This is a genomic window from Pseudomonas cremoris (assembly GCF_014230465.1).
This window is the reverse complement of record NZ_JAAXCY010000005.1, coordinates 520,438-534,197: the sequence shown is the minus strand read 5'-3', so window position 1 is coordinate 534,197 and position 13,760 is coordinate 520,438. Positions and strand designations below refer to the sequence as shown.

Genomic DNA, 13,760 nt, shown 5'->3' with positions numbered 1-13,760 from the left:
TACAAACACCACAAAACAATGAGGGAGCGGGCAAGCCCGCTCCCACCTTCGGACGGTGCCAGACGCGGGAAACAGGTACACAGCCAATCTCGCTCACACACTCATCATTTCGTCACATAACCTGACGCAGAATGCGGACCTTCAGTTCTCAAGGACGAGACCCCAATTGGTCTACATCACCCACACGCCCTACTGGGTATTCGCACTGTTCATCGGCCTGTGCCTCTTTGGTGTACTGCAAGCCCGTACTCGCCGCGTACGCCCTGCACTCGCGCTGTTGCTGCCCGTCGGCATGCTGATCCTGTCCGTGGCTGGCGTGCTGCAGTACACCAGCCTTTGGCTCGCAGGGCTTGCGTGCTGGATGCTCGGCGTCGCCGTCAGCGCTACCCTGCTTTCCCGGTTGATGAGCCCAAGTTTTGTAACCGGCAACGCTTACGATAGTCGCCTGCTGGTGCAGGGCAGTTGGGTGCCTTTGCTGGTTATCCTGGGCATTTTCCTTACCCGCTACACGCTGGGTGTGGCGCATGCCATGCACGCTCCGATACTTGAGCAGTGGCCAGTACAGATGACGGTAGCCTGGGTGCTCGGAGCCTGGAGTGGCTATTTTGCGTTGCGTGGCTGGGGCTGCTGGCGGGTGATTCGTTCAATGCGCCTGTCCGCTGGTTTGGTATGACTGGCAGCGTAGGCGCTGGCTCCCGCCAGACCGCACAACGGTAAGGTCACCCAACATCGGCGATCTCCCGGACCACCTCAATAAACGCGCGCAACCCAACAGGCACATGACGGTGCCCCGGGTAGTACAGAAACAACCCCGGCCCCGGAGGGCACCAATCCTCCAGCACACTGACCAACCGCTTGGCCTTCATGTGCTGCGCCACGGTGTGCTCCGGAACGTAGGCGATACCCAGACCACGTACGGCAGCGTCCGCCATGATTTCGACGTTATCCAGCGTGAGGTTTCCCGAGGTATTCACTGTCAGCGCCTGCCCGTATTTTTCGAACTCCCAGCGGTAGGGCTTACCGCTGGGCATGCGAAAAGCAATGCAGCGGTGCCGCTGTAAATCGTCCGGCGTCGACGGGGCAGGATGTTGTTCCAGATAACCCGGCGACGCTACGGTGATAAAGCGCATCGGTGGCCCCAACGCCACCGCGACCATGTCTTGGGGCACTGACTCGCCCAAGCGAATGCCGGCATCGAAGCCTTCGGCGACGATATCCACCAGGCGGCCATCGGTGACCAGGTCGACGCTCATTTGGGGAAAGCGCGCCAGGAATTGCGGCAGTATTGCCTCCATCAATATCCGCGCTGCCGGTTCGCTCGCACTGATGCGCAGGCTGCCGCTGGGCAAGTCACGGAACGCGTTGACCTCTTCCAGCGCCAGTTCGAACTCGCGCAACAACGGCGCCATGCGCGTCACCAAACGCTCGCCCGCCGACGTCGGTGCCACGCTGCGGGTGGTACGGTTGAGCAGACGCACCCCCAGGTTTGCCTCAAGCGTGCGCATCATGTGGCTCAACGTCGAAGCCGACAGCCCCAGTTCATCGGCGGCTTTGCGAAAGCTGCGATGGGTCACAATCAGCGTCAAGGCATTGAGTTCGGCGAGGGACAGCGGCGCTTTATTCATGGGTAATTTTCACTGATTCATGCGGAATTGAACCGATAGTAGCAGCAGTATTCACGGAGTACGGTGTGTGCAGTGTTCGCCACCCCGGCGGCTCGCAGAGGCATTTATCCATGAACACCACCTGGCTAGTCACCGGCAGCTCTTCGGGCATCGGCAAAGCCCTAGTAGAACAATTGCTTGAACGCGGCGACCGCGTGGCCGCGACCTTGCGCAAACCCGAGGCCCTGGACGAACTGAAGGCCCGTTACCCCGGCCAGCTCTGGTTGGCGCAACTGGATGTGACCGACACACCGGCGATCCGGCGCGTAATCGAGCAAGCCTTCACCGAGCTGGGGCGTATTGATGTCGTCGTCAGCTGCGCAGGCTATGCGTTGTTTGGCGCGGCAGAGGAAGTCAGCGACGAACAGATCGACCAACAGCTGCACACCAACCTGGTGGGTTCGATCCAGGTGATCCGTGCGTGCTTGCCGTTCCTGCGTGAACAAGGCGGTGGCCGGGTGCTGCAGGTTTCATCGGAGGGCGGGCAGTTGGCTTATCCGAATTTCAGCCTGTATCACACGAGCAAATGGGCGATTGAAGGGTTTGTCGAGTCCGTCGCCCAAGAGGTGGCGCCGTTCGACATCGAGTTCACACTGGTGGAGCCCGGCCCAACGCACACCAACTTTGGTGCCGCACTGGTCAGCCCTCCCCCCATGGCCGCGTATGAGCACACGCCTGCCGGCGATGTGCGCAGAGCCGTGGCCAGTGGCGAGTTTGCGATGACAGGCGACCCGGTGAAAATGGCCAAGGCCATGCTGGACGTGGCCGCAGCAAGCCCGGCGCCCAAGCGTTTGCTGCTGGGCAGCGGCGCCTACGAGCGCGTGCATGCAGCGTTGACTGAACGCTTGGCGGCGCTGGAGCGCCAGCAAGCGGTAGCGCTGAGTACGGAGATGGACTGATCAACGACGGGGTGGATCTCCAGGGGATTTAGGGCGTGATCCCTAAATCCCCGGCCCGTCAAAACACCGACCACCCAATCCGCTCACACAACAACTCCAACGCCTTGATCCCCGCCAGCGAATTCCCCGCCGCATTCAATTCCGGCGACCACACGCACACCGTAAATTGCCCCGGCACCACCGCGACGATCCCGCCGCCCACACCGCTCTTGCCCGGCAGCCCTACGCGATACGCAAAGTTGCCCGCCTCGTCATACAGCCCGCTGGTGGCCATGATCGAGTTGACCTGCTTGGTCTGGCGCGCCGTCAGGATCTGCTCGCCGCTGTGGGCACTCACGCCTTCGTTGGCCAGGAAGCTGAACGCCTTGGCCAAATCCAGGCAACTCATCTGCAGCGCGCAGTAGTTGAAGTAGCTGTGCAGCACCGCGTCCACGTCGTTGTGGAAATTGCCGAAGGATTTCATCAGGTAGGCCATGGCTGCATTGCGCGCCCCGTGTTGGGCTTCCGATTCGGCGACGATGCTGTTGACCAGGATCTGCGGGTTACCCGACAGGCGCCGCACAAAATCGCGCATCGACAGGATCGGCACGGCAAAGCGCGATTGGTTGATGTCGCAGATCACCAGCGCACCGGCGTTGATGAAGGGATTACGCGGGCGGCCGCGTTCGAACTCCAGTTGCACCAGCGAGTTGAAGGGTTGCCCCGAAGGCTCATGGCCCAGGCGCTCCCAGATGCTTTCGCCACCGTGGTCGATGGCCTGCACCAGGCTGAACACCTTGGAAATGCTCTGCACCGAGAACAGCGTATCGGCGTCGCCTGCACAGTAGGCGGAGCCGTCATTGCCATAAACCGCGATACCCAATTGGTTGGCGGGCACGTCGGCCAATGCGGGGATGTAATCGGCGACTTTGCCGAGGCCGATCAGTGGACGAACTTCGTCAAGGATCGACTCCAGCAGCGCCTGCATGTCTTGTCCGGTCATGTGGTTTTGAATGGGTAATAAGCGGGGCGCGGAGCATACTTCAATAGGCGCCGTAATCCCAATGTGGGAGCCTGCTCCCACAAGGGTTAACAGCACTGCTCAGAACTGCGCCACATCCGACACCTGCTCATCCAGCACATCCCGCGCCAGCGCCCAGGCGCGGTCTCTGGACTCCACCACCAGCAATGGATAACCCCAGGCCTTGCCAAACATCTCGGCAAACGGCTTGAGCGCCAGGCGCTGCGCCGCACTGGGTTCCACCTGGATCATGCCGCGGACGTAGGTTCGCAGTGCCTGCTTGTTCTTCTTCATCCAGATCGACGCTTGCTTGCGCTCTTCATGAGAGTGCTCGTGGTTGTTTTCATCCACGCCTTTTTCATGCAGCAGCAGGAACGCTTGCTGGCGCGCCAGCAGGTTTTCAAACACCCGGAAAGCATCCTCCGCGCCACCTTCGTTCGGGGCGTCGAAGACGATTTTCACCACAGGAAAAGTTGAACTGTCGAGTCGCATGGCAGAGCTCCTTGTTGAGAGTGGATCTCACTATAGTGACCCAGCCACTGGACGGCATTGCACAAAATAGCCAGACTATTTCGCAATTCAGCCAAGTTGCGAACGCCGCCATGAAGCACCACCGCCTTGATCTGCACGACCCGCTTATGGCCAAGGATGCCGATGTGTTTCCGCGCGCCGTGGTGGCCGTAGGCGCCAGCAGCACCTCGGACACCTGGGAGCACACGCCCCACGCCCATCGCAAGGGCCAACTGATGTACACCCTGCGCGGGGTCATCCACTGTGAAATCGAGGCCGGCATCTGGATTGTGCCGCCGCAGTGCGCACTGTGGATTCCCGGCGGCACGGCCCATGCGGCGCGCGGCTCCGGGGAGGCGGAGGTGTATTGCCTGCTGATTGATCCCGACGCCGCCAGCGCCCTGCCCCCTCAATGCTGCACCCTGGCGGTGTCGGGATTGCTGCATGAGCTGATCAGCAAAGCGGTGAGCTTCCCGCTGCTGTATGAAGAGCATGGCGCACAAGGTCGCCTGATCTACACGCTGCTGGATGAACTGGCCGCTGCGCCCATCGAAGCGTTGCACTTGCCCATGCCGCAAGACGCGAGGCTGCGGCGCCTGGCCGACAGCCTGCTGGCCGACCCGACGGATAAAGCCACCCTCAGCCAATGGGCGGTGCGCATCGGCATGAGCGAGCGCAGCATGACCCGCCTGTTGCTGGAAGAATTGGGCCTGAGTTTTGGGCGCTGGCGCCGGCAGTTGCATGTGATCCTGTCACTGCAACGGCTGGCCAAGGGTGAGAGTGTGCAACGGGTGGCGCTGGACCTGGGTTATGAAAACGCCAGCGGGTTTATCACCATGTTCCGCAAAGCGGTGGGCCAGCCGCCGGCACGTTACCTGGCAGACCGTGCAGGGGCACTGAACCTGGCGTCACCCGCAACCATTGCGTTGAAGGAGGCAACCGCCTGACAACGTTGCTCTGCATTCGGGGGTTTTGCGACCTGAATCGGGTAGTGCTCGCAATGAGAAACCGTATCATTTGCGCCACTCTCCTTCAGGCGTGGACCCCATGGAACGTTCTTCCCTTTGCCAAGCCGTACGCGGCGCCCTACTGATCTCCTGCAGCCTGCCCTTGATGCAACCGGTGTTGGCGGCCGACGTGACGATCGACGAATTGGACGCCACCGTCATTACCGCCACCAAACAAGACACCCCGCAATTCAAAACCACCAACAGTGTCAGCGTGGTCAAGGGCGAAAAAATCGAGGACAGCCATCTCGACACCCTCGGCGATATCGCCCAGCGCCAACCCAATCTGTATTTCAGCACCTTCACGCAACACACGCCGTCGCTGACCATTCGCGGCCTGGGGTTTTCCGACGATGAAGGCGACAGCATCAGCAACAGCGTGTACATCGACGGCGTGCCGATGAACGCCTTGGTACTGGGACAACTGTATGACATTGATCAGGTCGAGATCCTGCGCGGCCCACAAAACACGCTGTACGGGCAAAACAGCATGGGCGGCCTCGTGGCCCTGCGTACCCGCGACCCGGAGTTCACTGCAGGCGGTAAGCTCAAGCTGGAGTACGGCACGCATAACCAACAGCGCGCCGAAGTCACTGGTAACCTGCCCCTCACCGAAAACACCGCCGTGCGCGTTACCGTCGGCGGTGAAAAAAACGACGGCATGATCGCCAACTCCACCCTTGGCCGCCATGACACCACGGGGTGGGACAGCGCTTTCGGGCGCATCAAGTTACTGCACCTGGACGACGATGGCGGCGAGTGGCGCGTGGGCCTGCACCATATGAATACCCACGGCGACAACGATTACTTTGCCACCCGCGACCTGGCGAAAAAATACCAGTCCAATGCCACCGACGCGGGCACCAACAACACCGAATACACCCTGCTCACTGGCGAGTACCGCAAACGCTTCGCCGACGATACGCAGTTGGTGGTCAACGTTGGCGCTAACCAGACCGAGTGGAACTATTGGCTGCCCAAATCGTTGCTTGGCGGCCCTGCCGGTTACGACATGAAGACCCGCCAATACACCGGCGAGGCGCGCCTGAACGGCCAAAACGGAACGTTCGACTGGCTGGTCGGCGGTTTCCTGTCCCACGTACAGCGAAATGCGCCCTACACCTTCGACCTCAGCCCGTATTTCCTGAGCGCCACCAAAGCCAAGGTCGAAGGCGACACCGTGGCCACCTTTGGCGAGCTCGGCTGGCGTTTCCAACCCCAGTGGCGCGCCGCAGTGGGTCTGCGCGTGGAACATAACCGTCGCAGCATGGATTGGAGCAGCACCCAGGCCGGTCTGTTCGACAGCGATGGCGACGGCGTACCCGACGCCAGCTTCTCTAGCCTCGAATCCTTCAACAACCGCAAAGTCAACGAGACCGTGGCCCTACCGCGCTTCAGCCTGGAATACAGCCCCAACGAGCAGCACTTCACCTACCTGGTGTTGGCGCGCGGCTACAAGGCCTCGGGCTTCAATACCTACTCCACCACCGCCAGCGCGGCCGGCGATGCCTACCATCCCGAGTACGGCAACTACGCCGAGCTGGGCTACCGCTACCGCGCGCCCAGCAAGACGTGGGAGATAGGCGCAGATGTGTTCTACACCCGCCTGCGCGACCAACAGGTGATCGTCGAAGACGGCGGCGGCCAAACCTCCACCAGCAACGCAGGCAAGTCCCACAACAAGGGACTTGAGCTGACGGCCACAGTGCACCCGCTGCCATCAGTGCAAGTGAATGCATACGCCGCCCTGCTTGAAGCGCAGTTCGACGACTACACCCGTGGCACGGTGGACTACTCCGGCAAACAGTTCCCCAGCACGCCCAAGCACAGCTATGGCATGTCGGTGGATTGGGCGGCCACCGACCACATCAGCATCGGTACCGGGCTGACGCGCCAGGGGCCATCCTCTCTCTACCCGAATGCCACAGTCTCCCAAGGGGCCTACACACTTTGGGACGCGAACATCGACTATCGCTTGAACCAGTGGAGCGTCGGCTTGTTCGGCAAGAACCTCGGCGATACCACCTACTTCACCCGCGCCATGTCCAACGGCATGGTCATCGCCGGCCAGCCACGCACACTCGGCGTGCGAGTCGGGATGGAGTTCTGAGGGCCATTGCCACCAGCTTGCAAATAAGAACTACTCGTAATAACCTGCGAGCCACCTTGAAGGCTCGCAGGGTGATATGCAGCGCGAGCCGTCTGCCCCCTGCCCGGTTCAACCGGGCAGTTGCCTGCGAGGACGACCATGTACCAGCTGCGCGCTTCCACCTTCTTCGATGAAACCGCCCCAGCCGCCGGTCCGCCTGGATGCCAGGTACGAACGCAGGTGGTGCAGCCTGGCCTGGAAGTCTCGCTCGTCACCTTCGATGCGCCGCACAAGGTGCGCATCAGTGCGATCAACGACAACCCCCACCTGCATTTCAGTTGCATGCTCAACGGCGATATTGACGTTCGCCAGGGCCACAAGGCATTGCGCCTGGGCAAAGACCAGGTGATGACCAGCTTCGCACCCGCCGAACGCTTCGAACTGGAACTGGCCCCGACCCATCGCAACCTTGAACTGCGCATTACCCCCGAGCGCCTGTGCGAACTGGCCGGCGATGATTACCAGCGGCTGGGGGACAGCATCAAGGGCGATTTCTGCCTGCACACCAGCCACGGCAACCAACGCATCAAGGACGCCGCCCTGCGCCTGGAACGTTTGCTCGGGGATGATTCCTCCTCAGCACTGCTGGTGCACTCGGCGACCCTGGAGTTTCTGGCGTGGCACCTGAAAGCCTTCAATCCGGCCGCCCATCACGAACAGATTTGCCGTCGCGAGCAAAAGCAACTGCTTGCCGCCCGCGAGCGCCTGTTGATGGACCTCAGCGCGCCGCCCACCATCGAGCAACTGGCGCGGGAGACCGGGCTTAACCAGCTCAAGCTCAAGCGTGGGTTCAAAGCGATGTTCGAGGTGAGCATCTATGCACTGTTCCAGCGTGAACGCATGGGCAAGGCGCGCGAGTTATTGCAGCAGCATGGCGTGACCGATACGGCGTCGATGCTCGGCTACAGCAATATCAGCCACTTCAGCGTGGCGTTTCGCAAACAATATGGCGTGCTGCCACGGGATGCGCGGCGCGGCGCGCTGGAGTAACGCTCAACCGGCTTGCTGGCGCCACAGCTCGGCATACAGTCCGTCCTGCGCCAGCAACGTCGCATGGTCACCGCGCTCCACGATCCGCCCTTGATCCAGCACCACGATCACATCGGCATGGCGCACCGTGCGCAGACGGTGCGCCACCATGATCAACGTGCGTCCCTCGGCCAGTCGCGACAACGCCCGCTGAATCTCATACTGGGCCGAAGGATCGACCGAGGCCGTGGCCTCATCCAACAATAAAATGGGTGCGTCCTTGAGCAATGCACGGGCGATGGACAACCGTTGGCGCTCGCCCCCGGACAAACGCTGGCCGTTTTCCCCCACCGGCGTCTCATAGCCCTGGGGCAAGCGCTGGATGAACTCATGGCAACCCACCTGCTGACAGGCGTACATCACCTGCGCCAGGGTGGCATCGGGTCGGCCCAGGCGCAGGTTGTCGAGCACGCTAGCGTCAAACAGCTGTACGTCCTGGAACACGAAACTGCAGGCGTCGTAGAGTTGCTCCAGACGCAGGGCGCGCAGGTCGACCCCGCCCAGTTCGATGCGCCCGTGCTGAGGGTCGTAAAAACGTGCAAGCAAGTGCAACACACTGCTTTTGCCGGCACCTGAAGGGCCGACTATCGCCAGCATTTGCCCCGGCTCGATGCTCAAGTCCACGCCTCGCAAAGCCCAGTCCTGCTGCTGCGGATAGCGCAGGCTGACGTCGAAAAATCGCACACCTCGCCCGCTCAATACTGCGGATTTGAGGGGCTCGTCCATCACCGGAATGTCCAACAATGCTTGCAAGCGTGCCTGCGCCTGGGCCAAGCCGCGCAGCTCGCTCAGGTACGCGGCGACGTCCAGCAGCGGGTCCAGCACGCGCGGTGCAACCAGTGCAAACAGCAACCATGTAAGCACCGACAACTGGCCCGCATTGGCCAACCAGCCCGCCGCGATCAACAGCACCACCAAGCTCGCGTCCACGCCCAAACGGTACAGCTGTATCGCGCTCCCACCCCACACTTCAACCCCGAGGCTGTCGCGCTCGATCTGGCTGAATTGCGCATCCAGCCGTGCCTGCCAAGCTGCGGCGCGATTGAACAGGCGCAAGGTACGCAGGCCGGCAATGAACTCCACCAACAGGCCCGCCGCCTGCATAAAGCTGTGTTGCTTGCGCCGCGCCGCCGCCAGGAAAAATCGGCGCATGCCATTGAGCGCACTAAACGCCAGCGGCAAAGTAGCGAGCAATGCCAGGGTCAGGCGCCAGTCGACAAACATCAGTACCAGCATGAACAGCAAAGGCACGGCCAGCGCAGCCAGCAACTCGGCCACGACATGGGTGAACAGGTTCTCGATGCGCTTGACGTCCTCGGTCAAGCGTTCGCCCAATTGGCCGATCCGTTCCTCGCGCAGCACGCCCAAGGGTAGACGCGCCACATGGTCGAGCAACTGGCGTCGATACGCCTGCATCAGCGCGTAGCCGCCCAAAAAACAGTTGAGCTGGCCATAGTGGGAACACGCCAACTGCGCGACCAATAGTCCGCACAGACCAAGGCTCAAGCCCAGCACGCTCGCATCGCCCTGCAACCACACAAACCCGAGCAAAAACGGCGCTATCGCGCACACCCGTTCCAGCAAGCGCAAGCCCAGCCCCAGCCACAAGCGCGGCGAACGCGTATCCGCCAGGCGCACCACACGGTACAGCCCCTCAATCAAGCCCGACATGCAGCGTACCCCGCTCGCGGATGGCCCAGTCTTCACTATGAAACTGATGCCGCCATTGGGTGGCATAGGCACTGTTGCTCGCGAGCAACTGTGGGTGGGTGCCGCATGCCTGGATTACCCCGTGCTCCAACCACACGATCTGTTCGGCGTCGCACAGGCTGCTCAAGCGGTGAGCGATCACCAGCAGGGTTTTATCCGGCCACATCGCGCGTAGCGCTTGGTAGAAACGATGTTCGGTGCGGCTGTCGGCGAACGCTGTGGCTTCGTCCAACACCAGGACCGGTGTCTCGGCCAGCAGCACACGCGCCAGGCCGATGCGCTGGCGCTCACCGCCGGACAAACGCACCCCACGCTCATCCATCAGCGTGTCCAGGCCCTGTGGCAAGGCGCGCACGAAGTCCTCGGCCTGGGCCACGCGCAAGGCGCTATAGATCTGCGCAAGGGTCGCCTCGGGACGGCCGAGTCGCAGGTTGTCCAGCAGCGAGCCCTGGAAAATGAATGCCTCCTGGGACACCACGCCTACGGTCGCGGCGCGCGTGGCTTCGCTGAAACTCGACAAGGGTTGGCCGCCAATCCGTATGTTGCCACTGCCCGGTTCGAGCAGGCCGCCAAGCAGCCACGCCAAGGTGCTTTTGCCGCTGCCGGAGGGACCGACCAGTGCGGTCATCTGCCCGGCTGGAAGGTGCAGGTCGATGTGCTCCAATACCGGTTGCTGCTCATAACTGAACGAGACCGCGTCGAAGGTGACAGCCTGCCCCCGCGCGACGACATGCACCTCGCCGGGCGCAGGCTGCGGCCAGGCCAGTAACGGCGCAAACCGCCGGATACCGCCAAGGATCTCCTGCAGCTGGGAGTTAAGCCGCGCCACCCGCAACAACGGGCGCAACATGCCGGTGCCGAGAATCAGCGCCAGCACCAGCTCGGCCTGGCTCAACTGCCCATTACGCAACAGCCACAGCCCCAGCGGAAACAGCAGCGCCACATTGGCGCCCAGCAACACCACGAACACCGACCAGCCCGGTACCGTGAGGCCGATCATGCGCCCGATCAAGTATTGATAACGCGCCAGAGCCTCGCGCATCCGTTTGAACGAGCGGGCGTCCTGCCGAAAGGCTTTCATCAGCGGCGCACTGCGCAAGAACTCCAGCACCGCGCCGTCGAGGTCGTCCACGGCACCTGCGTATTGCGCCATACGCGCTGTTAGCCCACGCATCATCCAGGCCTGGGCCAGCAACGCCAGCGGCACCGGGAGTAGCGCGCACAATGCCAGGCGCCAATCCAGTAGGCACAGGGCAATGAACACCCATACCGGGCTGATGATGGCGGCCACGCATTCAACGCTGTGATGGGCAATAAACTGCTCCATGCGCTCCACGTCCTGGATCACACGCTGCTTGAGCTCACCACTGGACCAGCGGCTCAGCCACGGTAACGGCGCCCACGACAAATGCCGCACCAGCGCGCGCCGCGTGTCGAACAGGACCCGGTACGCCGCCACATGGCTGAAGTAATACGCGAGGGTGTAGAGCAGGTATTTGCTGAGCAGCGCCAACGCGGTCCAACCCGCCAGCACGAGCAGGCCTGCGCCCATTTGCGGGCCGCCCTGCACAACGCGGTCGACCGCCTGCGCAAGCAGGAAAAACGGCAGTAATTCCACTGCGGCAGCCAGCATCGCCAGGCCCACCGCAAGGCCCAGGCGCACCTCTTGTCCCCGCAGTATCCAGCGCCAGCCGGGGCTTGCTTCAGACTTCATCCAGGCTACGCTGCACAAACCCCAACAGACTCAGGGCGCACCCCAGCGCAACCATTCCGACCCACAAACCACTGGCATAGCCCCAGTGTGCGGCCACGCCGATTGCCAACGATGAGACGAGGATCTCCCCCAGTGTCTGCAAGCCCTGGAGCACCGAGCAATCCGTGCCGGGTTGTTGCCCCGACTGCGCAAAGCCCATTGCCAAGGTATAGGACGCGACGCTGGTCACGCCGATGCCCAACCCACCGAGCAAAGTCGCCGCCAATACATAAGGCACGCCCGCCCACGTCGGTAGCAACACCAGGCCCATCCACAGCAGCCCGGCACACCCTACCAGCGCAAGCCCGACCCGCAGCACGGCCCAGTGGGACAGCCGACGCAGCAACAGCCCCGCCATTCCGCAACCTAGAATGATGGTGACTAGCTGCCCGACGCCGGCCAACCCGCCGACAGCGCTGACCGACCAACCGGCATCCAGCAGGATCAGTTTGGCCAGCCCGAAAAACGTCGAGCCGGCAAGCGTTACCAGCATCACCAGCGCGGTGAGCCGCCCGGCGAAACGCCGCGTGAAGAAGTGTTTGAGACGCGCCTTGCTGGGCGTGACCACTGCATGCGGTTCCTGCCAGAACAACACCGGCAACCCACACAGCAACACAAAAGCGGCAAGCAGGCCGAACACCAGTGGCGCCGTGAAATAGTCGAACAGCACCATCGTGCCCGGCCCGCCGAGCAACATGCCGCCCATGAACCCGGCCACCTGGAACATATTGACCCGACCCAGGCTCGCACTCGGCAAACGCTCTGCCGCGAGGCCGTCCACAGCAATATCCTGGGTGGCTGCGAACAACGACAACGCGGCGATCAGGCCGAGAAACAAGCCCATATTCGCCACGTCAAACGGCAGCAGCGCCATCAACGCCAGTATCAACACCGAACCTGCCTGCAGGGGCAAAATCCAACTGCGCCGTCGCCCCAAGCGTGAGTTCCAGCGGTTTTCCACGGCGGCGGCCCACAGCAGCTTGGCCACCCACGGCAAGCTTGCCAAAGGTGTCAGCGCCACCAGATCCAGGGACGCGCCCATGTTGCGTAGCAATGCCGGGTAAGCCTGGAACGCCAACCCCACCGGCAGCCCTTGGGCCAGGTAAAGGCAGGCCACCACCTGCAGAATGCGCCAATCCCGCGTGACCACCGGGGCTGTCTCGATCACCGCTTGCATGTTTGACCTCACACCAACGCCACAAACCCCCATCTAAAAGGATTGCGCCACGGTGTGCTGCCCGCGCCGGGAGGTGGCTACCCGAATCGGTATTTATTGTACGAGCGCGGGTTCAGGCGACGTCAGACCAGTGCGCCGAAACAGCTGGCACACTGGCCTGCACCTCCACCCCAAGCACCCCCAACAACCGCGCACGAATCGTCTGGAAACCTTCCTGGCCGGTGTCGCGCGCACGCGGTAGATCAATCCTCAGCTGCTCGGCAATCTTGCCGTTTTCCAACACGATCACGCGGTCTGCCAGCAGGATCGCCTCGTCCACGTCGTGGGTCACCAGCAGCACGGCAGGCGTGTGCTTGCGCCACAGTTCGATGATCAGGCGATGCATCTTGATGCGGGTCAAGGCATCGAGGGCGGCAAACGGTTCGTCGAGCAGCAATAGCTTGGGTTCGCGCACCAGGCCACGGGCCAGGGCGACACGTTGAGCTTCGCCGCCGGACAGGGTCGCCGGGTAGGCGTCGAGGCGATGGGCCAGGCCAACTTCGGTCAGCGCTTGCACCGCACGCGCCTTGGCATCGGGAATTCGCAGGCCCAGCACTACGTTTTTCCAGGCGCGTTTCCAGGGCATCAGGCGCGGTTCCTGAAACACCGCGGCCCGCGCCTTGGGCACGCGCAGTTGGCCGCTGTCGATGCTGTCCAACCCGGCCAGGCTGCGCAGCAAAGTGGTCTTGCCCGAGCCGCTGGCACCGAGCAAGGCAACAAACTCACCGGGAGCGATGTCCAGGTCCAGGCCGTCGATAACCCGCTGCTCGCCAAATTGACGGACCACATTGCGCAGTTGCACTGGCGCTTGAAGTGTCGACAT

12 protein-coding genes are annotated in these 13,760 nt (G+C 62.4%); 5 read left to right on the top strand and 7 right to left on the bottom strand.

The genetic code is table 11. The annotated features are described in order from the left end of the window. Window positions 1-166 precede the first annotated feature (166 nt). On the top strand, window positions 167-673 hold the full coding sequence (locus tag HF257_RS15635) for a DUF6622 family protein (RefSeq protein ID WP_185707034.1): 507 nt from the start codon (window positions 167-169) through the stop codon (window positions 671-673). A gap of 46 nt (window positions 674-719) precedes the next feature. Here HF257_RS15635 and HF257_RS15630 read toward each other — a convergent pair whose 3' ends face one another. Beyond that, entirely contained in the window at window positions 720-1,625 is a 906-nt protein-coding gene (locus tag HF257_RS15630; RefSeq protein ID WP_185707032.1) for a LysR family transcriptional regulator, read from the bottom strand. 110 nt (window positions 1,626-1,735) lie between these two features. On the opposite strand from HF257_RS15630, the gene HF257_RS15625 reads away from it, so the two are divergent. Next, entirely contained in the window at window positions 1,736-2,563 is an 828-nt protein-coding gene (locus HF257_RS15625; protein WP_185707029.1) for an SDR family oxidoreductase, read from the top strand. Between the two features lie 58 nt (window positions 2,564-2,621). On the opposite strand, the gene glsB is transcribed toward HF257_RS15625, so the two are convergent. Both glsB and HF257_RS15615 read right to left on the bottom strand, forming a co-directional pair. Beyond that, complete coding sequence (glsB, locus tag HF257_RS15620) at window positions 2,622-3,530, bottom strand: glutaminase B (protein WP_185707192.1); 909 nt, start codon at window positions 3,528-3,530, stop codon at window positions 2,622-2,624. Window positions 3,531-3,644: 114 nt separating this feature from the next. Next, on the bottom strand, window positions 3,645-4,055 hold the full coding sequence (locus tag HF257_RS15615; RefSeq protein WP_185707027.1) for a hypothetical protein: 411 nt from the start codon (window positions 4,053-4,055) through the stop codon (window positions 3,645-3,647). 110 nt (window positions 4,056-4,165) lie between these two features. Between HF257_RS15615 and HF257_RS15610 the strand changes: the two genes are divergently transcribed. From HF257_RS15610 to HF257_RS15600, 3 genes are all read left to right on the top strand, one after another. Next, window positions 4,166-5,020: an AraC family transcriptional regulator gene (locus HF257_RS15610; RefSeq protein ID WP_185707190.1), complete on the top strand. Its 855-nt coding sequence runs from the start codon at window positions 4,166-4,168 to the stop codon at window positions 5,018-5,020. 100 nt (window positions 5,021-5,120) lie between these two features. Further along, a complete protein-coding gene (locus HF257_RS15605) occupies window positions 5,121-7,190 on the top strand; it encodes a TonB-dependent receptor (RefSeq protein ID WP_185707025.1) in 2,070 nt (689 codons plus the stop codon). 138 nt (window positions 7,191-7,328) lie between these two features. Then, window positions 7,329-8,219, top strand: coding sequence for a helix-turn-helix transcriptional regulator (locus HF257_RS15600; RefSeq protein WP_185707023.1), 891 nt, complete (start codon window positions 7,329-7,331; stop codon window positions 8,217-8,219). Between the two features lie 3 nt (window positions 8,220-8,222). On the opposite strand, the gene HF257_RS15595 is transcribed toward HF257_RS15600, so the two are convergent. From HF257_RS15595 to HF257_RS15580, 4 genes are all read right to left on the bottom strand, one after another. Continuing rightward, window positions 8,223-9,929, bottom strand: coding sequence for an ABC transporter ATP-binding protein (locus HF257_RS15595; RefSeq protein WP_185707021.1), 1,707 nt, complete (start codon window positions 9,927-9,929; stop codon window positions 8,223-8,225). Beyond that, the gene (locus tag HF257_RS15590; protein ID WP_185707019.1) at window positions 9,913-11,682 is read right to left on the bottom strand and encodes an ABC transporter ATP-binding protein; all 1,770 of its coding nucleotides are present in this window, start codon (window positions 11,680-11,682) and stop codon (window positions 9,913-9,915) included. The genes HF257_RS15595 and HF257_RS15590 overlap by 17 nt, the downstream gene beginning before the upstream one ends. Continuing rightward, window positions 11,672-12,898, bottom strand: a complete 1,227-nt coding sequence (locus tag HF257_RS15585; RefSeq protein WP_185707017.1) for an MFS transporter — start codon at window positions 12,896-12,898, stop codon at window positions 11,672-11,674. Before HF257_RS15585 ends, HF257_RS15590 begins: the two co-directional genes overlap by 11 nt. Window positions 12,899-13,010: 112 nt before the next feature. Beyond that, window positions 13,011-13,760, bottom strand: a complete 750-nt coding sequence (locus HF257_RS15580; protein WP_185707013.1) for an ABC transporter ATP-binding protein — start codon at window positions 13,758-13,760, stop codon at window positions 13,011-13,013.

Coding starts and splice junctions, on each gene's coding strand:
- glsB (WP_185707192.1), bottom strand. CDS start 3,530: ATGCAGGCGCTGCTGGAGTCGATCCTTGACGAAGTTCGTCCACTGATC.
- HF257_RS15595 (WP_185707021.1), bottom strand. CDS start 9,929: ATGTCGGGCTTGATTGAGGGGCTGTACCGTGTGGTGCGCCTGGCGGAT.
- HF257_RS15610 (WP_185707190.1), top strand. CDS start 4,166: ATGAAGCACCACCGCCTTGATCTGCACGACCCGCTTATGGCCAAGGAT.
- HF257_RS15605 (WP_185707025.1), top strand. CDS start 5,121: ATGGAACGTTCTTCCCTTTGCCAAGCCGTACGCGGCGCCCTACTGATC.
- HF257_RS15600 (WP_185707023.1), top strand. CDS start 7,329: ATGTACCAGCTGCGCGCTTCCACCTTCTTCGATGAAACCGCCCCAGCC.
- HF257_RS15590 (WP_185707019.1), bottom strand. CDS start 11,682: ATGAAGTCTGAAGCAAGCCCCGGCTGGCGCTGGATACTGCGGGGACAA.
- HF257_RS15615 (WP_185707027.1), bottom strand. CDS start 4,055: ATGCGACTCGACAGTTCAACTTTTCCTGTGGTGAAAATCGTCTTCGAC.
- HF257_RS15625 (WP_185707029.1), top strand. CDS start 1,736: ATGAACACCACCTGGCTAGTCACCGGCAGCTCTTCGGGCATCGGCAAA.
- HF257_RS15580 (WP_185707013.1), bottom strand. CDS start 13,760: ATGTCGACACTTCAAGCGCCAGTGCAACTGCGCAATGTGGTCCGTCAA.
- HF257_RS15630 (WP_185707032.1), bottom strand. CDS start 1,625: ATGAATAAAGCGCCGCTGTCCCTCGCCGAACTCAATGCCTTGACGCTG.
- HF257_RS15585 (WP_185707017.1), bottom strand. CDS start 12,898: ATGCAAGCGGTGATCGAGACAGCCCCGGTGGTCACGCGGGATTGGCGC.